Here is a 20,040-nt window from a genome sequence, read left to right as displayed (position 1 = left end):
GATATTGACATTTTGAAAAAAATGTTATATACTTATTTTACAGTGCAAATATTTGAAATTCAAAATTAAAATTTATGCTATTTAATAAGATGTATCTAATTATAGAAATAATTTAATAAAACTTATCAAGAGAGATACAAGGGAACGGCCCGTTTGAGTATCCAGCAACCTGTAAAAACAAGGTGCTAAATCCGGCATTGAATGCAAAGATAAGAATTTTAATTCTCTTCCTTGCAGGAAGAGTTTTTTTATTTTAAAATAAAATTTGAATTAGAGAAAAGCATATTTTTAAGAGGAAAAATTTAGAAATAAAAAATTAGGAGGAAAAAAATGGCTAAAAAAATTTACTTTACATCAGAATTCGTATCACCGGGGCATCCAGATAAAATTTGTGATCAAATTTCAGATTCAATATTGGATGCTTGTCTTGCAGATGATGAAACTTCAAGAGTGGCGTGTGAAACTTTTGCAACTACTGGACTTGTAGTTGTTGGGGGAGAAATTACTACTAAGACTTATGTGGATGTGCAGAAGATTGTCAGAGATAAAATTTATGAAATTGGATACCGTCCAGGAATGGGATTTGATTCTGACTGCGGTGTATTAAACACTATTCATTCACAGTCGCCTGACATTTCGATGGGAGTCGATACAGGTGGAGCTGGAGATCAGGGGATTATGTTTGGAGGAGCAGTTAATGAAACTGAAGAATTAATGCCTTTGGCACTTGTGTTATCACGTGGTATTATACAAAAATTAACTGAAATTACAAGAAATGGAACACTAGCCTGGGCAAGACCAGACGCAAAATCTCAGGTTACATTGGCGTATGATGAAAACGGAAAATTATTGAATGTTGACACAGTTGTACTTTCTGTACAGCATAATGAAGATGTTACAAATGAACAAATTGAAAAGGATTTGAAAGAGCTTGTGATAAAACCTGTGTTGGAAAAATATAACTTGAATATTGAAAATGTGAGAAAATTTCATATTAATCCAACTGGAAGATTTGTAATAGGAGGGCCTCACGGAGATTCTGGACTTACTGGAAGAAAGATTATAATTGATACTTATGGTGGATACTTTAGACATGGTGGAGGAGCATTTTCTGGAAAAGATCCATCGAAAGTTGACAGATCGGCAGCTTATGCGGCGAGATGGATTGCCAAAAATATTGTTGCGGCAGGATTTGCCGCAAAATGTGAAGTTCAGCTATCTTATGCGATAGGTGTTGTTGAACCAGTGTCAATTCGTGTAGAGACATTTGGAACTGGGACAGTTGAAGAAACAAGAATTGAAGAGGCTGTTGCAAAATTATTTGACTTAACACCGAATGGAATCCAAAAATCATTAAACTTGAGAAAACCGTCATTCAGATACCAGGATTTAGCGGCATTTGGACATATTGGAAGAACTGATATTGATTTACCTTGGGAAAAACTGGATAAAGTTGAAGGATTAAAACAAGAATTGGGAAAATAATTCAAAAATAGGGAGTGAATAAGTCACTCCCTTTAACTTTTTATTTATTAGAATATTTTTCAAAAGCCTTTTCAAATCCAATTGTATACATATCAAAAAAGAAATTTATATTTTTTTCAGGAATATCGCCTAACGCTTTCATTACATCTTTTGCAAAATGAAGAGGACTGTCGCCTCTTGCAGTTACCATCTTTCCATCAATTACTGATTCTGCTTTCACAAAATTTTCAGAATTTGTATAATTTTCATTATCCTTTATTTCAGCAAGACTGTTTACAGTATGTTTGCAATCATTTAGGAGTCCATTAGTTGCAAGGAAATAAGCAGCATCACAAATTGCTCCCACAACTTTATTTGGATTATTCTTAAATTTTTTAACAAGTTCAATAAGTGTGTAGTTTGTTTCAAAGTTCTGATTTCTCCAAGTTTTTCCTCCAATTAAAATCAATCCATCAGTATTGTCTTCGGTGATTTCTTCTAATGTCATGTCAGGCAGTATTTTTAAATTACCCATTGATACTTTAACATCCTTATCAGTTGAAGCATAACTTACTGAATAATTTTGAGTTATATTTTCTTCATTTAATGCCGAAGCCAGAAATGCAGTTTCCCAGTCTGCAAATTCATCTAAAATTAAAAAAACTATTTTTTTCATTATCATTTTGTCCTTTCTTAGTTGTAATCAATTTTCTATTTTAAAACCAAATAAAATCATTTCGTTTTTAATAGTTTAATTTTAAAAAGTTTTAAAAGAATTGAAAATATTATAAATTATAATACAAAAAAAGTCAAATTTTTAATTTTTTACAGGCTGTCTTATCACAGTCTTAATCTTATTCACATCTGCCTTTCTTGGATCGCTCAAATAAATTTCATGGTGATATCTTTTCCCTGTTAATTCTATATTATATCCATTTTTTTGTGCAAAGTCATTCATTCTTTGGATAGTTTCAGGTTCTTCATTGTAGCTTCCTGTATGCATACATTGTACGCAAAGCCCTTCATTATATCTGAAAAATTCAACTTTTGAAAAATCCTTTTTCTTTTTTTCAGTAGCATACTTTATAGCCCATTCCACATCTTCCTTTTTAATAAAATCAGGCACTCTAATTAAAGAAATCCAGTTAAATAATTCCTTGTTTAGCAGATAATTTTCATGCTTTACATTTTCCTGCCACCAGAGTCCTTCCAACGGAGGAACAACATATTCAAAAAATCCTTCAATTTTGTATTCTGTTTTATAGCTCATCTTAAGAGTGTAGGCAACTCCATATAGCATTTCAACTGCTTTCTGATACTCGCCATCTTTTTCGTTGGGATTTCCTTTTCCTCGCACTGCTATAAAATTCATTTTAGGGATTTCTATAATTTCAGGTTTTTCTGACGGTCTATAAAATTTTTTAAATTCCTTCTTAAAATCAAATGCCATAACTATAATCTCCTAGTTATTATTTTATGCTGATATAAATGTGAATTTCCATATTTTCATAATCATTACCTGCTATATATTCTTCAAAATCATAGGTATAATTTCTTATATCAGATTTTTCTTTCCCAAATTCTTCCCAAAATTTATACCAAAATTCTCCAACAGCCTTTACAGGGTCACCAAAAATCACAAATTTTGCATATTTTCCTTCAGGAATTTCTAGCCTTGTCATATCTTCAGGAATTTCATCAATTTTATTTTTCACTTCACAGCCTGTAAGACAGTCGTACTCAAATCCATTTTCATCACTGTAGTTATAATAGACTCCAATAGCATTGTCATTTGTTCTGTCCTTTATATTTTTAGCACCTTTTTCAGAATACAGTTTTTTCCATAAATTTGAAATTTTTTCAGACATTGTTTCATCATCTTTCACTCTTGTTTTAAATCCAACAAGTTTTTTTTCTTTAATTTCTACTATTTCGTATTTCATAATTATACCACCTTTTTTATCAATTTTTATTAAATCAATTATAGCAATCATAATATGACAAGAGTATGTCATATTAAAAAATAAAATTTTGATTTATAAAAAATATATTTGTTAAGGAAAGTTTTGAAAATAAAAATATGACAATAAAATATTGCCATATTTATTAATTTTTATAATTTATCTCATCAATTCTGGACCGTAACCAAAACCAAGATATTTGTAAATGGCATTATTTATGGTGTAATCTTGAATTACGCCCCATGTATTAGGGTATTTTTTTACATATACTTTAATATCGTTTTCCATATATTGTAAATCATTTCTTTTAACTAATTGCAAATAAAATTCAGAACTTTTTTCTAGCAGAAAGCTTTGGTACTGTTTATTGTTCATTTTTGAAATTTTTTTCTTTTCTTCGTTGCTAATTTTTTTTATGTAATTTTCTAATTCAGAGGCATGAGCTGTAAAATTAGGACCTTTAATATGCACAGTTAGGACAGCTGTACCATTTTTAATTTCGGCATCCAATACTTTGTATGAAATTTTTGAGTTTGCGATTATTAAGTAATCTGCAGAATTTTTTAATGATTTATTTGTCTGACTTGCTGCAATATCTTCTAAATTTTTTTTACGTTGATTGCTTACATTTTTTCCCAAAATTTCATTTGTACCTTCCACAGAGTTTGTAAAAACATTTTTCTTGACATTTTCAGGACTTGTGTGAAATTTCATAAAATCATAAAAGCTGTTGATAACGGCTTGTTTTTCATCATTTGAAGTATTATTTTTAGCATTAGAAAATCCAAAGATGCTAAAAAATAAAAATGTTACTGTTAAAAATTTTTTCATTTGCAACACTTCCTCTCGTTTTTAATATTTTAGAAAATTATAGCATTTTATTCTTGAAAAAAACTTTGAAAAATATTTTCCTATTTATAATTTTCCTTCATTTTTTCAATTTTTTCAAACAGAAATTTCTTTATTCTCTCTGGCTCCCTTACCTTTAAATGTTCTCCAAAAGATAGAAGATAGCCGTAAATCCATTCATTTTCAGGATATTCCATTACAACTTCAAAATTGCTATTTTCCATTTTGTTTATACTCTCTTCAGAAAATTCATCATAGACACGGTATGCTTGTGATTTATCTATTTCGACTATGATTTTTATAGTTTCTACCGTACTTTTTTTGTTATTTATTTCAAAGTCTTTTATTGTTTTTTCAAAATATTCATTTGTTAAGGTTAGATTTTTGATTCTTGTTATTTTAAATTGACGAATATCATTTTTTTTGTGGCAATAGGCAAATAAGTACCATGCTTTTTCTTTAAACCATAAATTTAAAGGGTCTGCTGTTCTTTCATAATGTTCGCCTTTTGTGTTAAAATAGTTAAATTTTACGGTTTGTTTAGTTAATATTGCCTCTTTAATTTTTTCAAATAAAGTACTATCATCGCAATTATATCTTGAAAAGTCTATTTTTATCCAGTTGTCTGACTTTTTGTTAAAAATAGTGCTTAATTTTGAAAGAGTTTTATTGTTATTAGGATAATTAGTAGCGTTTAAGCTTTGAAGTGCATAAAGTATTTCATTTTGCTCGTTTTGTGAAAGTAGCGATTTATTTATGACGTAGTTATCCATTAACTTTATTCCGCCAGATTTTCCCCTTTGAAAATAGACTGGAATACCAGCAGAAGAGAGAATGTCAATATCTCTATAAATTGTTCTGACTGATACTTCAAAATGTTCAGCAAGTTCTTTTGAAGTAATACTATTTTTTTCAAGTAATAAATAAACAATTTCAAATAATCTATTGATTTTCATAATGAGGAACTCCTTAATAGCATAATTTGTATATAACAAAGGTATTTTATTCTTTGGAGCTTGATTTTAATTCTTTTGAAAAAAAATTATAGTTGACAAATAAATAGAAAAAAAAGGAGAAATGCCTATTAACAGACAAAACTCCTTATTCCAAAGTTTTTTATAAATTTTTAAATCATTTATATGATTTTATTATTTCTTGTTCATACAAGAATTATATGTAAAGAATATATTTATTTATAAGAAATTAATTCCTAGATTAACTAAATGGATTAATTGCCCATCTAAATGTCTTGTTGTAATAATTACTGTCTAAACTAGAAACTGTTACTCTTCTACTTCCAGAAGAAGCGTGAATAAACTGTCTATTACCCATGTAGATTCCTACGTGAGAAATACGACCTTTTCCAGTTGTTTCAAAAAATACCAAATCACCTTTCGTCATATTCATTGATGAAATTCTTGGTTTAAATGTTGCTTGTGAGCTTGAAACTCTAGGCAAGCTTACATTAGCAGCTTTTTTGAATACGTAACCAACGAAGCCAGAACAATCAAAACTGTTAGGACCAGTTGCTCCCCAAACGTACGGTGAACCTAATTTTGTTTGTGCGAAAGAGATAATCTGATCTCTTACTGCTGTGGAAGAAGTTCCACTACTACTACTCACCTCTTTTGGTTTAGGTTTTGATACAACTGATAAATCTATAGTCTTGTTGCTATAATGATTTTTGATTGTACTTTGTAAATCTGCAAGAGATACAGCAGAAATAATTAAAGCTCCAGCTAGCATCAATATTTTCTTCATTAGAACCTCCAATCTACCTTTGAACTTTGGTAATATTATTATACCAGCAACAACTTTAATTTCAATTTTAAAAAACTTAAAATATCATTAATTTATTGAATCGGATTAATAAATAATCATAATTTAGATCTGAATTTTTATTTTAAAATCAAATGCTGACAAAATAAACGGTATTAAATCAGCCGATAGACATGTAAATTTGAAAATATTAACGAAATTAAATATTGTTTTCAAGAAGGAAAGTTTTTTTTAAAGGTAAAGAGCGAACAGTCTTACAGCCTTTACTAAACAATCTTATAGAAGAACATTCAAAATGGAAAGAATAAACATTTTTTTAGCTTAATAACAAAGAAGTCTGAGAGAAATATTGAAAAGAGGATATTTTTATACAGATGATAGGAAAATAAATAAAAAATATTATTTTACAGATTTACTAAAAATATTGAAAAACTAATCACAGTCATTAATCTGATTGGATTTTTCGTATAAAATAGAAGCAATTAAAATCGGAAGTAATAAAATCTGAATGATAAATACGGCAACTAGGCAACTAAAAGAGTAAAAAGAAATATTTACAAAGTTAGCAGAATAAATCTATTCCAAAGCTATTGTATTTTTTTTTAATATATGTTAGAATATTTTAAAATTTGAGAGAAAGGATTGGTAAATAGAATGAGGAAATTAAAATATACTTTATTGTTTGTAATGTTAGTATTTGGATTAAATTCTTGTTTAACTACAATGGTAGGTTGGGGGATATGTGAACAATACGGGTGTACTCCATCACCAAAAAAAAATGGAATCGAGGGAGTAGAAATCTTTGCAGAAGAAAATTTTATAGAATTTAAAAATTATTTTGAGTCATTAAAGAAAAGAGAAACTGTAATGGTAAAAGCTGGAAATAATGAAACTTTTAATGTTAATCTTCCTAAAAGCTTTATATTAAAAAAAATAAAAGATGGTTATTATCTATATGATGAAGAAAAGAAAATAGGCTTTTTTGTAATAGAGGATTTAAGAGCCTCTCAAAGTTATGATAAAAGAGACATAGAAAAAATATTTAATGGAACTGATAGAAAAGATTATAAAATTATAAATGTTAATAAGGGTGTACAGACATTAAAAGACAAAGAAGGATTAATTTTAAAATTAAAAAAACTTTCAAAAAATTATTATGCCTTAGCAAGTTTTTATGAAAGTGATGAACATTCAAAAGAAATACAAGAAATTTATGATTATTTATTAGAAAAAATGTAAGAATTGGAGTGTATTCAAAATTTTGGAGAAATAATTTGAAAAATTAATAGGAATAATAGTTAGACAAGCTGCATGGTAGCGTAATCTTGTAAAAAAATTGCTTTAATTCCAATTTTGGCTGTTTAAATGGGAAATAGTGTTAGATAATCGTTGTGAAAAGCAGCGGTTATTTTTATTTGTGTAAAAAATATTTTAATACTAAACCCTATTTAAATAATGGATTTATTACAAACTTTTCCAATCAAAGGATAAAAATTTGGTATTTCAAAATAATTAAAGTGTAATTTTTTAATAAACCGACGGAGCTTTTATTTGTTCAACTATGACTGTTTGACGACTGAAGGGAGGAGTTTCGGAGTTGGGCAAATAAAAGTCGTAGTTTAGCCATAGGTGTTGCGCAGCAATCTTGCCATACATTTTGATTCTTAGGATAAATCTTTATTGCAAGATAAGGATTTGCGGCAATGAGCAATCCTACGAAAAGAAAAAAGAAAAAAACTAATAAAAATAGTAAAAACTAATATTAAATAAAATAATCTAATACTAAATCTCATTATAAAATAGAAACTATATCAAGGATAAAAAGTTTTAATTATTTACTAAATATATTATGTAATTCAAAATTTATTAAACATTCGCTATTTAAACGGGGAATAATGTAAAATTAATTTATTTTGATGTAAAAAAGTGATGTTGTTGAATTGTACTGGAAATTATGGTAATATATTAATTAAATAAATGTGTTGATTAGATTTGAGGAGGAAAAATAAATGTATAAAGTATTAGTTGGTGAATATATTGATGATGATGCGATTGCGGGACTGCAGGAAGCTAGAGATGTGAAAGTTGATGTGAAAGTTGGGATTTCACGTGAGGAAATTTTGGATATAATTGGCGAATATGACGCTCTTATTGTGAGAAGTGTTATAAAAGTAGATAAGGAACTGCTGGATAAGGCAAAAAATCTGAAAATAGTCGGACGTGCGGGAAACGGTACAGATAATATTAATATTCCTGAGGCGACTGCACATGGGGTAATTGTGGCGAATACTCCTGACAGCAATACGGTTTCGGCTTGTGAAATTGCGATTGGGCTAATGCTTGCCTCTGCGAGAAATATTGTTGCGGCAAATAATTTTATAAAAAGTGGAAAATGGGAAAGAGAGATATTTGTAGGAAGCGAAATGTTTGAAAAAACATTGGGGATTATCGGACTTGGAAGAATTGGTGGACTGGTTGCTACGAGAATGAAAGCGTTTGGAATGAAACTTGTTGCTTATGATCCGTATATTTCGGACGAACGTTTTAAGAGATATGGCTGTGAAAAGGCTAAAACATTGGATGAACTGTTGGAAAAAGCGGATGTGATAACTATTCATACGCCTAAGACTAAAGAAACTGTGGATATGATAAACGCTGAAAATATTCACAAGTTAAAAGATGGTGTAAGACTTGTAAATGCGGCACGTGGAGGATTATTTAACGAGGAGGCTGTGGCTGAAGGATTAAGAAGCGGGAAAATTGCAAGTTTTGGATACGATGTTCATACGGTCGAGCCGCGTTCTGAATGTATTCTTTATGAATTTGAAAATGCAATTACAACGCCACATATTGGAGCGACAACTTATGAAGCGCAGCGAAATGTAGGGACTCAGGTTGTAAAGCAGGTATTAAATGGACTTCGTGGGGAAATAGTTGAAACGGCTGTGAATCTGCCTGCAATTGGAAGAGAGGAATTTTTAATTGTAAAACCGTTTATAAATCTGGCTGAAAAATTAGGAAAAATTTATTTCCAAATTGAAAAAACTCCAATTACAAATGTTGTGCTTAACTATTACGGAGAAATTGCCGAGCAGGAAACTGCGCTTGTGGATTCTACAGCAATAAAAGGGATTCTGGAGCCAGTTTTAAAAGAGGAAGTTAATTATATTAACTCAAAGCCGCTTGCTGAAAAAAGAGGGATTAATATTTCAATAAATAAAAAGGAACATAAATATAAAAATTATTCTTCAGCAATAGAATTTGTAATAACAAATGAAGAAGGCAAGAAAATATATGTTGTCGGAACAATTGGAATGAATAACGAGGAAAGAATTATCAGCATAAAGAATCACGATGTGGATATGGCAATTTCTGACAATATGATTTACTTAGGAAATGAAGATGTGCCGGGAGTTATCGGAGCTGTGGGGGCAACTTTAGGAAAAGGGAATATAAATATTGCCACAATGAACGTAGGTAGACGTGAAAACAGTGCAATTATGCTGCTTACAGTTGACAGTGAAGTTGGAAGAAGATCATTGAAGGAACTTAGAGGACTGAGTCAGATAAAATGGGCTCATTACTTGGATTTGACAATATAGTATTTTGTGAAAGAAAATAAAGATTATAAATTGGTATATTTTTTATTGGTATTTTGTTGGATTTTTAGATTAAGTTTTGCAACATGGTTCTTCTTGTAGAAATTATGATGATAAAATGAAAGGAATAGATATGGGTTTAAAATTTAGAGTAAAAGTGCCGGGAACATCGGCTAATATTGGTGTGGGATATGATTGTCTGGGAGTTGCGCTGGATTACTTTCTGGAACTGGAAGTGGAGGAAAGCGATAAAATAGAATTTTTGGAAAATGGAGAGCCGTTTTCGATTCCGATTGAAGAGAATTTGATTTTTGAAGCGATAAAATATACGGAAAAACATTTAGTAAAAAATATTCCTAGTTATAAAGTGAATGTTGTAAAAAATGATATTCCAATTTCACGTGGGCTTGGAAGCAGTTCATCTGCTATTGTTGCTGGGATTATGATTGCAAATAAATTTGCTGGTGATGTGCTGGATATTAATGAGGTGGCAAAATTGGCTGTGGAAATGGAAGGACATCCTGATAATGTAGTGCCTGCAATTTTCGGAGGAATGGTGCTTACTGCACATGATAAGGAAAACCTTGTCTACAGTTCATTGATAAATTCTGATGATTTATGTTTCTACGTAATGATCCCAAATTTTAAATTATCGACAGAAAAAGCAAGAAGTGTATTGCCCAAAACCTACTTAGTTTCTGACGCAATAAACAACATTTCAAAGTTAGGATTGCTTGTAGATGCCTTTAACAAAGGAAAATACGACAATTTACGTTTCCTTTTAGGCGATAAAATTCACCAGCCTTACAGATTCGCATTAATAAACGATTCAGAAAAAATCTTTGAAGCGTCTAAAAAACACGGTGCATTGGGAGAATATATAAGCGGTGCAGGTCCTACATTGATTTCCTTGAATTATGACAATGATGAATTTTTGGAAAATATGAAAAAAGAACTTGCAGAATTATCAGATAATTGGACTATCGAAAAGAAGAAAATCAATTTGAAATGTGCGGAGGTTTATTAATTTTATAAAAAATTAATTTTTCAAAGCTTATTTACATATTTGAAGATGTGTGCTAAAATAGTTTTGTTAGGAGGATAAATGTCTTCAAAGGAAATTATTAAAATGTTGGAAAAAGATGGCTGGATATTAAGAAAAATAGTTGGTAGCCATCATCATTTCAAACATCCTAACAAAATTGGAAAAGTTACTGTTCCTCATCCTAAAAAGGATTTAACGGCAGGAATAGTAAACAGTATCTTGAAACAGGCTGGCTTGAAATAGCCAGTTTGTTCCACTAAAATAGCTTAAAAGGAGTGATAAATCTATGAAATATAATTATTATGCAGTCTTTGAAAAAGAAAAAGATGGGAAATACAGCATTTATTATCCTGATTTACCAGGTTGTTTTTCATGTGGAGATAATATGGAAGAAGCATTATATATGGCAAAAGATGCTTTGGAAGGGTATTTATTAATTTCTGAAGAAGATAACGAATTTATAAGAGAGCCAAGCACATATTACGAACTTGATAAAAATTTAAAAGAAAATGAAATATTACAATTAATAACAGCAGATACAGATTTTATAAAAAAGTTAAATATTTAGTGAAAATGGAGAAATCATTATGGCTATAATTGTAAAAAAAGGACAGTTAGAAAAAATAAATAAAGAGATTGCAAAAAGAAATTTAGCTGAAAGACGTACTTATACAGTAAAAGAATTTCCAAAAAGTAATCTTTCAAAAAAAGCTGAAGAAGCCTTGAATAAAATATTTTCATCTATGAAGTAAAATTATTAGGGGTGTCTGAAAACTCAGAATTTATATTATTTTTGATATTTAGAAGACTTACTCTAAATTTATTATTTTGACAATTTTCAGATACACCCTCATAAAATAGATGATTTAATGAAATGAAATTTATTTCTGTAAAATTTAATACAATATTTTACTCTCAATTTTCTTTTAAATATCAACCACTTCCAATTTTTCTCTTTTCCACAGAACAACAATAAGAACCCCAGCAAAAGTACCTAAGTGACTGGCTTCGACATCTGAAAGTAAAAATAATTTTACAATACCTGCAAATATTGGAATTATTAAAAATATAGTTATTAACCTAAAAAGGTCGTATTTTATTTCTATTAAAATGTCCTTTTTATCTTCAAGATCTATTCCTAATCTCCTGTTTTTAGCCTTGTTTTCTGAAAGGATTACATACTTTTCATCAGTTTCAAAAATAGTTTCAGAATTTGCTTTTAATTTTATCTTTTCATTATCAATCCATATTATTTTTGGGAATATCCTAAATTTTAATTTATCACGAATTATTATTTTTGCCATTTATCTCTATTTTCCTTTTCGATTTTCTTTTGATTTTCTATATATTCTGTAATGTTTATAAAAATTCCTTTTAATTCAAATAATGTAATGCAATAAAGTGATAAAATGTTTAAACTGTTAATTTCAATATTAAAAATTAACATTAGCAGTAAAAATATTAAAACAGTAATTGAAACTATTGTCCATTCAATTTTAGAAAAAGGATTGATATTATTGTCATCCATTCCAACATCAGTTGTAATAAGAAGATGAAGGATATAAACGCCGATTAATTTTATTGATTGCCAAAAAAATGAAAAATTTTCTAGAATAATCTTGTTTCCCGTTAGATGAAATAAAATAATCATAAGAAATTCAATTATAAAAAATTTTTTCTCGTCATATAAATTTATAATTCCGTTAATTAGTGACAAAACAAGCATTATTTCAATAATATGTATTGTAAATCCGTTTTTATCCAATTTTTGAATATCAATATAATCCATAAAAATTGAACTTAATAAAATCATTTTTATTATTTGATACATTTTGTTTCTCCTTTCATAAGAAAAGTGCATTATATAAGTTAAAATAACACACTTCACTTATAAAAAATTCAAAAAATTACATATTAAAATATTTACAGAATGGCTGTGAGAATACAATTGCACTTACCGTAGCTTCTGGATACATCATAAATTCTTCTGTTAGAGAGATTCCGTATCTTTCTGGTTTTAAAAGATTAAATAATTTTCTCTGGTCACTTAAATCTGGGCAGGCTGGGTAGCCGAAAGAGTAACGGTTTCCTTGATACTGAGCGTTTAAAATTTCGTTTAAGGAGATGTCCTTGTCGATAATTCCTACATCCTGACGCATCATCTTGTGAATGTATTCTGATGTTGCTTCAGCAAGTTCAAGTCCTACAGAATTTACAATATGCCCTCTGTAAAATTCACCTTTTTCTTTAAGTTCATTTGAAACAAGTCTTGATTTTTCTCCTGCAGTTGCAACGAAGAATCCAATGTAGTCAATTCCATCTGGGCTTACATAGTCATTTAATGATAAATACTGTCCATATTTTTGTCTTGGGAAATCAAATGTTTCTAAAACAGTTGACAAGTCATCGGATAAAACTTCGATTTTGAAATCTTCCTTTCTTTCTCCAGCTTTTCGACGTACAGGGAAAAACTTGTAAATGGCTTTTATATCAAAGTATTCATCGCCATTTTCGATAATATCCAAAATTTCATTGTATAATTTTATTGTTCTAGGGTCTTGCTTTTCAATTAGATTATTTACAATCCATTTCATTCCAAGATGTTTTCCAATTAACATTTGTAAATTTATGAATGGGAATACATCTTTTGCTTTTATATTTGTTATAATTTGTTTATTTAATGTTTGTGGCTTATAAATTTTTTCAAAGTCATATTTTGGAAGTTCAACTTTTGAAAAATCAAATGTTCCATCAGCATCCTTAATATCACTTACCGTTGGTTTAACTTTTAGCTGTTCAAGTTTTTTTGCATCCTTAATTGTTACAAGCTCTCTACGCTTTTGTAAATATTCCTTAAATTCTTCAAATTTTTTCTCATCAATCATTTTGTTTAAGTCAGCAAGAGCTGTCATTGCATCTCTTGAGTAAATTACAATGTTATTTTTGTAGGCAGGCTCAATTTTATTTACAGTGAATTTTTCCGTAAGTGCAGCACCTCCTACAAATATTGGAATATCAATACCAGCTTCATGCAGAACGCCCATAGTATTCACCATTTCTGTGGCAGATTTTACAAGAAGTCCGGAAAGGCCCAAGAAATCTGCTTTATGTTCAATAATTGCTTCACGGATTTTTTCAGCAGGTGTATTTATTCCTAAGTCAATTACTTCGTAACCATTATTTCCAATGATTATCCCAACCAGATTTTTTCCAATGTCGTGAACATCCCCTTTTACTGTTGCCATAATTACTTTTCCTTTTACAGATGATTCATCTTTTTCCATAAACTGTTCTAGATGAGAAACTGAGGCTTTCATAACTTCTGCACTTTGCAAAACTTCGGCAACAATTAAGTCATTGTTGTTAAACAATCTTCCAACTTCATCCATTCCAGTCATCAGAGGACCGTTTATTATGTCAATTGGAGAATATTTCTGAAGTAATTCATCAAGATAGACAATCAAATCTTTTTTACTTCCTTCAACAACTAAATTTGAGACTTTTTCTTCAGTAGTTAAGTTGCTTGTATCGACCACTTTTTGGATGGCTTTTTTTTCACGGTAGAAGTTTGCAAATTTTGATACATTTTCATCGTTTGTATGGAATAATAGATTTTCTGCCAATTCCTTTTCTTCATCTGAAATTTCGTCCATTGGCATAACTTTTTCAGTATTCACTATCGCATAGTCAAGTCCAGCTTCGTAGGCTTTTTGCATATAGTAGGTATTCAAAACTTCTCTTCCTGCGACAGGCAGTCCAAATGAAACATTACTTACCCCTAAAATTGTTTTTACATTCGGCATTTCAGCTTTAATTTGCCTAATTGCCTCAATTGTTGCTGTGGCAGAGCCGATATACTTCTGATCTCCTGTAGCAACTGGGAAAACTAATGTGTCAAAAATTATATCTCTTTCATCAATTCCGTATTTTTTCGTAAGAAGTTCGTAACTTCTTCTAGCAACTTTCAATTTTTTCTCAACTGAAACAGCCATTCCTTCCTCATCAATCAGTCCTACAACGACAGAAGCCCCAAAATCCTTAATAACCTTTGCCATGTCAGCAAATTTCTTTTCTCCATCTTCAAGGTTAATCGAATTTATAATTCCTTTCCCTTGCAAGTAAGTAAGCCCTTCTTTAACAACATTTATATCAGTTGAGTCAATCATAAGAGGAACTTTTGCAAATTTTGCCACTTTATCTAAAAATGCCTTCATGTCGGCGATTTCATCTCTATCAGGATTCGCAAGACAAATATCAATTACATCCGCACGCCCTTTAATCTGAAGTCTGGCAACTTCTGTCGCCTCATCAAATTTCTCGCTTGCAATTAAGTTTTTAAAAATACGTGAACCAATTACATTTGTACGTTCTCCCACGTAAATCGGACGGTTTTTTGGAGTTTCTAAAGCAATTAGTCCTGATACATCGTTAAAATCTTTGTTTTCGTCAATAACTCTTGGAGAATAGTTTACACTTTTTTCCTTAATTTTCTGAATATGTTCAGGCGTAGTTCCACAGCACCCTCCAACAATATTTAGATAATTATTTTGAAAAAACGGCTCAATTTTTGCCGACAATGTGTCTGGAGTTTCTTCGTATTCGCCATCTTCGTTAGGAAGTCCAGCATTTGGATAAACTGAAATATATGTATTTGAAATATTATTTAGTGTCTTTAAAAATTGTGTCATAAATTCAGGCCCCGTTGCACAGTTCAGTCCCACAGAAAATGGATTCATGTGGTTTACAGCGTAGTAAAAAGCATCTGCAGTTTGTCCTGCAAGTGTAGTTCCTGTACTTTCAATTGTAAACGAGAGCATTAACGGAACAGTATAATTTTCTTCCATAGCCTTTTTAAGCCCCAAATAAGCCGCTTTCAAATTTCTTGTATCTTGAATAGTTTCAAACAGAATTAAGTCAACTCCACCAGCCATAAGCCCAGAAACAGCTGTATAATAGCTATGGATAAGCTCTTCAAAAGTTACTCCCCCAGTAACGCTGATAGACTTATTGGAAGGTCCTAATGCTCCTGCAACATAAAGATTTCTCGTAACTTCAGGATGCTCGCTTCTATATTCAGCAATAGCTTCATTTACAAGCTTTGCCGCAGCTTTATTCATCTCAAAAACTTTATCTTCCAAATCGTAATCCTTTAATACAATATCCAAAGCTCCAAAACTGTTAGTTTCAATAATATCACTCCCAGCTTCTAAATATCTTTTATGGATATTTTTAATAACGTCAGGTCTTTGCAATACAAGATAATCATTGCACCCTTCATATTTTTCTCCGCCAAAATCACTTGCAGTCAGTTTTTCCTGCTGAATCATAGTCCCCATCGCTCCATCCAGCAGTAATATTTTATTTTTCAAATCATTTTGCAATAAATTGTAAGAATTTTTGTATTTATTTTTTGTCATTTATTCAACTCCTGTTTTTAGTAAATTTTATCCTACTATTTTATCATAAAAAACTTTATGTGTATATAGAAATATAAATTTTATTTTCAATATCAAAACATATTTTAATTTTGTAGAGTGATATTGTTTTAAAAGACAGTTTAAAGAATATATTTGTTTAAATAGTAAATTTGTTTAGTTTTATTATTTTGAATTTGAAGAAGTTGGAGTATAAATCTAAAGTTTACACAAAAATATATTAAAAATAGAAAGATATTTCAAATTTGTTATTAAAATATACGTAAAAGTGTGTTATAATGTGAAAATGTAAAGGAATAAATAAAAATATTTAAATAATTTTTAGGAAAAGGAGAATAATAATATATGTTATTAGAATTAAGAGAACTTCAGAAGAATACAAAAGAGTATTTGGGAAAAGAAATTGAAATTAATGGATGGGTAAAAAAAATTAGAAGCCAAAAGAACTTTGGATTTATCGAACTGAATGATGGAACTTTCTTTACTGGAATACAAGTCGTATTTGATGAAGAATTGGAAAATTTTGAGGAAATTTCTAAACTTACAATTTCTACTTCTGTTAAAGTTACAGGAATTGTAGTTGAATCATTAGGAAAGGGACAAGCTTACGAAATTAAAGCAACAAAAATTTCTGTTTATCAAAAAGCTGATTCAAATTATCCATTGCAAAACAAAAGACATAGTTTTGAATTTTTGAGAACAATTGCACATTTACGTCCTAGAACTAATGCTTTTTTTGCAACATTCAGAGTGCGTTCAATTTTATCTTATGCAATTCATAAATTTTTTCAGGAAAAAAACTTTGTATATGTTCAAACACCTATAATTACTGGAAGTGATGCTGAAGGTGCTGGAGAAATGTTTAGACTTACGACACTTGATATAAATAATGTTCCAAAAACTGAAAATGGAAGTATTGACTTTAAGCAGGATTTCTTTGGAAAAGAAGCAAATCTTACAGTAAGTGGGCAGCTAAATGTTGAAACATTTGCAACAGCGTTTAAAAATACATACACTTTTGGACCTACATTTAGAGCTGAGAAATCTAATACTCCAAAACATGCTGCAGAATTTTGGATGATGGAGCCTGAAATTGCATTTGCAGATTTGGATGTAAATATGGATGTTATTGAGGAAATGATAAAATATATTGTAAATTATGTAAGGGAAAACGCTAAGGAAGAAATGGAATTCTTCAACCAATTTGTAGACAAGGACTTATTTAATAGGCTTGATACTTTAGTAAACAATGAATTTGGGAGAATTACTTATACAGAAGCAATCGAAATTTTGAAAAATTCAAAACAGAAATTTGAGTATGAAGTAGAATGGGGAATTGACCTGCAAACTGAGCATGAAAGATACTTGGCAGAGAAACACTTTAAAAAACCTGTATTTGTAACTGATTATCCAAAAGATATAAAAGCATTTTATATGAAGTTAAATGAAGATGGAAAAACTGTAAGAGCAGTTGATTTATTGGCACCAGGAATTGGAGAAATCGTAGGTGGAAGCCAAAGGGAAGATGATTATGAAACTCTGCTAGGGAAAATTAAGGAAATGGGATTAAAAGAGGAAGATTACTGGTGGTACTTAGACCTTAGAAAATATGGAAGTGTGCCACATTCAGGATTTGGGCTTGGGTTTGACAGAATGCTTATGTACATTACTGGAATGACAAATATAAGAGATGTAATTCCATTTCCAAGAACAACTAAAAATTTGGAATTCTAATTTAATCTTCGATTCCTCAAATTCAGCTTGACAAAATATTAAAATTATATTCAAAGAAAAGCCAAATATAAGAGGTATGTCTTTTGTGTATAATTTAAGTGAAAATACTTTGAAATTCTGAAATTAAAATTTTTGAATAAATAAATTTATTTGATTTTAGATGTTATATAATATTAAAATTATACAGTCAGGAGGGAAAAATGGAGAAATTAAGACGAATAACAATGGGAATGCTGCTGCTTTTCTTCACAACTGTAGTAAAAGCAAACTATTATATTGCAGAAAACACAGTCACTAATAGTGGAGGCGATGCGACAACTGTTGAAGAAGAAAGAACGCCGGCAGTAGTGCCGCCGACAACTGAAGCTGATGACAATACAAAAAAGGCGCTTGAGCAAGGAACTGAAAAAAGCAAGCCCAAAGAGGAAAAAAAGACAGTTGACACAGGAACTATGCCAGCAACACAGACTGAAGACATATCAACTGAGGCAAAATACAATTCCTATGCAAATTATGAAAATGCTACACTTGCTAAAAAAAGTTCATCAGCTACATTCAGAATGGCACAGCTTTACTTTCGTGACGGACTTTACGAAAAAGCAGTAAATTTGGCATTAAAGGATGAAGCACCTGATATTCCTGTAATGTATGTAATTGCGATTGGTTCGCGATTAATGGGAGATAATGACAAGTCAATTGATTACTATACTAGAATATTATCGCAGGATGAAAATCAGGCGGAAGCAAAATTAGGAATAGGCATTGCCTATAAATCAAAAGGGGATTTTTCAAAAGCGTTAGGATATTTGAAAGACTATAATTCAAAACATTCTGATGATGAAGTAAAAAAAGAAATCGCAGTATTAAATGAAATATTAGCCGGTTCAAGATAAAAATTAGGGGGGATTATTGTGGAATGGCTTAGATTAAAGGAATATGGGATGAAAAATGCTCATATAAAAAAACTTATGTTAATTTTTCAAGATTTTGAAGAGTTATTTTATGAAGAAAATTTTAAATTGTTTAACGATGAACTGAAAAATCAATTGGAAGAAGCAATGAAAATTGATTTGAAGGCAAGGCTGGAACTCTACGAACGAAACAGAGTAAGAATAATAAGTGCAAATGATAAGGAATATCCAAAAAAACTAAAGGAAATAAAAGATTTTCCAGTTTTTTTATATTTAAAGGGAAAAAAATTAAAAGATTACGATAAAATAAAAATGGATAAAGACAAAATTTCAGTAGATAGTAAGCGAAATATTGGTGTAGTGGGTACAAGAAGAGCTACTAAATTTGGAAAAACAGCCTGTGAAAAAATTGTAAATGAACTTGTGAACTATAATGTAACTATAATTAGTGGACTTGCTGATGGAATAGATACAATTGCATTAAAAACAGCACTGGATAAGGAAATAGAAGTTGTGTCAGTAGTTGGAACAGGGCTGGATGTAGTTTATCCATACGAAAATTGGGATTTATGGGAAAGAATAGGAGAAACTGGAACTCTTATAAGCGAATATCCGCTTGGGACACAACCCACAAGATGGACTTTTCCTAGAAGAAATCGAATTATAGCAGGAATGTCAGATGGAGTTCTGGTAGCCGAAAGTTTTAAAAAAGGTGGTGCATTAATTACAGCAGAACTGGCTTTTAGCATGAACCGTGAAGTTTTTGCTGTACCTGGATTCATAAATTATCCATCTTTTGAAGGCTGTAATGATTTAATAAAAAACAACAAAGCAAAATTAGTAACTTGTGGGAATGACATTGCTGAAGAATTTTTGTGGGATATAAAAAAAGAAAAAAGTAAATTACAAAAACTTACATCAGAAGAGCAAATTGTATTTGAAACAATAATGGAAGAAGTAAGTTTTGAGCAAATTCTGCAAAATGTAAAAGAAAAAATCGAAAAAAATAAATTGTTTTCAATAATTATGAGTCTAAAAATCAGAGGATTAATTACAGAAACAAATGGGGCGAAGTATATAAGGATAGTATAATTAAAGTAAGGAATTAGTACTATACCTTGCATTCCGCGATTGTCTAAGTATTTTTTATTTAGTAATACAATGGATATTAAAAAAATAATATGAATAAAGTAAGAAAAGTAATTATTAATCAAAATAATTTAAAAATAAACATAGATAAGTAGATAAAGAAATAAGGAGAAA

At 30.1% G+C, this 20,040-nt stretch carries 19 protein-coding genes and 1 riboswitch; of the genes, 10 read left to right on the top strand and 9 right to left on the bottom strand.

Going from position 1 to position 20,040, the window contains the following annotated elements; all coding sequences use genetic code 11:
* Nucleotides 1–119: 119 nt before the first annotated feature.
* Nucleotides 120–216, top strand: a riboswitch (SAM riboswitch).
* Nucleotides 217–330: 114 nt separating this feature from the next.
* Entirely contained in the window at nt 331–1,485 is a 1,155-nt protein-coding gene (metK, locus tag FVE77_RS07410) for a methionine adenosyltransferase (RefSeq protein ID WP_026746121.1), read from the top strand.
* A gap of 40 nt (nt 1,486–1,525) precedes the next feature.
* Here the strand turns inward: metK and FVE77_RS07405 are convergent, their stop codons facing one another.
* The 6 genes from FVE77_RS07405 to FVE77_RS07380 all read right to left on the bottom strand — a co-directional run bounded on the left by FVE77_RS07405 (nt 1,526) and on the right by FVE77_RS07380 (nt 6,020).
* The gene (locus tag FVE77_RS07405) at nt 1,526–2,140 is read right to left on the bottom strand and encodes a DJ-1/PfpI family protein (protein WP_026746122.1); all 615 of its coding nucleotides are present in this window, start codon (nt 2,138–2,140) and stop codon (nt 1,526–1,528) included.
* A 141-nt stretch (nt 2,141–2,281) separates the two neighbouring features.
* Complete coding sequence (locus FVE77_RS07400) at nt 2,282–2,914, bottom strand: GyrI-like domain-containing protein (protein ID WP_026746123.1); 633 nt, start codon at nt 2,912–2,914, stop codon at nt 2,282–2,284.
* Nucleotides 2,915–2,933: 19 nt separating this feature from the next.
* Nucleotides 2,934–3,407, bottom strand: a complete 474-nt coding sequence (locus FVE77_RS07395) for a GyrI-like domain-containing protein (RefSeq protein WP_026746124.1) — start codon at nt 3,405–3,407, stop codon at nt 2,934–2,936.
* A 177-nt stretch (nt 3,408–3,584) separates the two neighbouring features.
* Nucleotides 3,585–4,256 (bottom strand): hypothetical protein, encoded by a 672-nt coding sequence (locus tag FVE77_RS07390; protein WP_026746125.1) that lies wholly within the window; start codon nt 4,254–4,256, stop codon nt 3,585–3,587.
* An 80-nt stretch (nt 4,257–4,336) separates the two neighbouring features.
* Nucleotides 4,337–5,230: a helix-turn-helix transcriptional regulator gene (locus FVE77_RS07385; RefSeq protein ID WP_026746126.1), complete on the bottom strand. Its 894-nt coding sequence runs from the start codon at nt 5,228–5,230 to the stop codon at nt 4,337–4,339.
* 259 nt (nt 5,231–5,489) lie between these two features.
* Nucleotides 5,490–6,020, bottom strand: a complete 531-nt coding sequence (locus FVE77_RS07380; RefSeq protein ID WP_232052896.1) for a C40 family peptidase — start codon at nt 6,018–6,020, stop codon at nt 5,490–5,492.
* A 687-nt stretch (nt 6,021–6,707) separates the two neighbouring features.
* On the opposite strand from FVE77_RS07380, the gene FVE77_RS07375 reads away from it, so the two are divergent.
* The 6 genes from FVE77_RS07375 (at nt 6,708) to FVE77_RS12665 (ending at nt 11,449) form a co-directional block, all read left to right on the top strand.
* Nucleotides 6,708–7,292 carry a hypothetical protein gene (locus FVE77_RS07375; RefSeq protein WP_026746127.1) on the top strand — a complete coding sequence of 195 codons (585 nt, stop codon included), beginning with the start codon at nt 6,708–6,710 and terminating at the stop codon, nt 7,290–7,292.
* 770 nt (nt 7,293–8,062) lie between these two features.
* Nucleotides 8,063–9,655 (top strand): phosphoglycerate dehydrogenase, encoded by a 1,593-nt coding sequence (gene serA, locus FVE77_RS07370; protein ID WP_026746128.1) that lies wholly within the window; start codon nt 8,063–8,065, stop codon nt 9,653–9,655.
* Between the two features lie 130 nt (nt 9,656–9,785).
* Entirely contained in the window at nt 9,786–10,679 is an 894-nt protein-coding gene (thrB, locus tag FVE77_RS07365) for a homoserine kinase (protein ID WP_026746129.1), read from the top strand.
* A 78-nt stretch (nt 10,680–10,757) separates the two neighbouring features.
* Entirely contained in the window at nt 10,758–10,940 is a 183-nt protein-coding gene (locus FVE77_RS07360; RefSeq protein ID WP_021743830.1) for a type II toxin-antitoxin system HicA family toxin, read from the top strand.
* Between the two features lie 43 nt (nt 10,941–10,983).
* Nucleotides 10,984–11,265 carry a type II toxin-antitoxin system HicB family antitoxin gene (locus FVE77_RS07355; RefSeq protein ID WP_036087903.1) on the top strand — a complete coding sequence of 94 codons (282 nt, stop codon included), beginning with the start codon at nt 10,984–10,986 and terminating at the stop codon, nt 11,263–11,265.
* Between the two features lie 19 nt (nt 11,266–11,284).
* Nucleotides 11,285–11,449, top strand: coding sequence for a hypothetical protein (locus FVE77_RS12665; protein ID WP_026746130.1), 165 nt, complete (start codon nt 11,285–11,287; stop codon nt 11,447–11,449).
* A 174-nt stretch (nt 11,450–11,623) separates the two neighbouring features.
* Here the strand turns inward: FVE77_RS12665 and FVE77_RS07350 are convergent, their stop codons facing one another.
* From FVE77_RS07350 to metH, 3 genes are all read right to left on the bottom strand, one after another.
* Nucleotides 11,624–12,001: a hypothetical protein gene (locus FVE77_RS07350; RefSeq protein ID WP_026746131.1), complete on the bottom strand. Its 378-nt coding sequence runs from the start codon at nt 11,999–12,001 to the stop codon at nt 11,624–11,626.
* Nucleotides 11,989–12,528: a hypothetical protein gene (locus FVE77_RS07345; RefSeq protein WP_026746132.1), complete on the bottom strand. Its 540-nt coding sequence runs from the start codon at nt 12,526–12,528 to the stop codon at nt 11,989–11,991. Before FVE77_RS07345 ends, FVE77_RS07350 begins: the two co-directional genes overlap by 13 nt.
* Nucleotides 12,529–12,604: 76 nt before the next feature.
* Nucleotides 12,605–16,114, bottom strand: coding sequence for a methionine synthase (gene metH, locus FVE77_RS07340; protein WP_051254488.1), 3,510 nt, complete (start codon nt 16,112–16,114; stop codon nt 12,605–12,607).
* Between the two features lie 363 nt (nt 16,115–16,477).
* Here metH and asnS point away from each other — a divergent pair, with 363 nt between their 5' ends.
* The 3 genes from asnS to dprA all read left to right on the top strand — a co-directional run bounded on the left by asnS (nt 16,478) and on the right by dprA (nt 19,869).
* On the top strand, nt 16,478–17,866 hold the full coding sequence (asnS, locus tag FVE77_RS07335; protein WP_026746134.1) for an asparagine--tRNA ligase: 1,389 nt from the start codon (nt 16,478–16,480) through the stop codon (nt 17,864–17,866).
* Between the two features lie 200 nt (nt 17,867–18,066).
* Entirely contained in the window at nt 18,067–18,759 is a 693-nt protein-coding gene (locus tag FVE77_RS07330) for a tetratricopeptide repeat protein (protein WP_026746135.1), read from the top strand.
* Nucleotides 18,760–18,777: 18 nt separating this feature from the next.
* Nucleotides 18,778–19,869: a DNA-processing protein DprA gene (gene dprA / locus FVE77_RS07325; RefSeq protein ID WP_026746136.1), complete on the top strand. Its 1,092-nt coding sequence runs from the start codon at nt 18,778–18,780 to the stop codon at nt 19,867–19,869.
* Nucleotides 19,870–20,040: the final 171 nt, after the last annotated feature.

The sequence above is a fragment of the Leptotrichia hofstadii genome (assembly GCF_007990525.1).
Lineage (GTDB): Bacteria > Fusobacteriota > Fusobacteriia > Fusobacteriales > Leptotrichiaceae > Leptotrichia > Leptotrichia hofstadii.
Note: the sequence above shows the minus strand (reverse complement) of the source record. Positions and strands in the feature narration are given on the sequence as shown.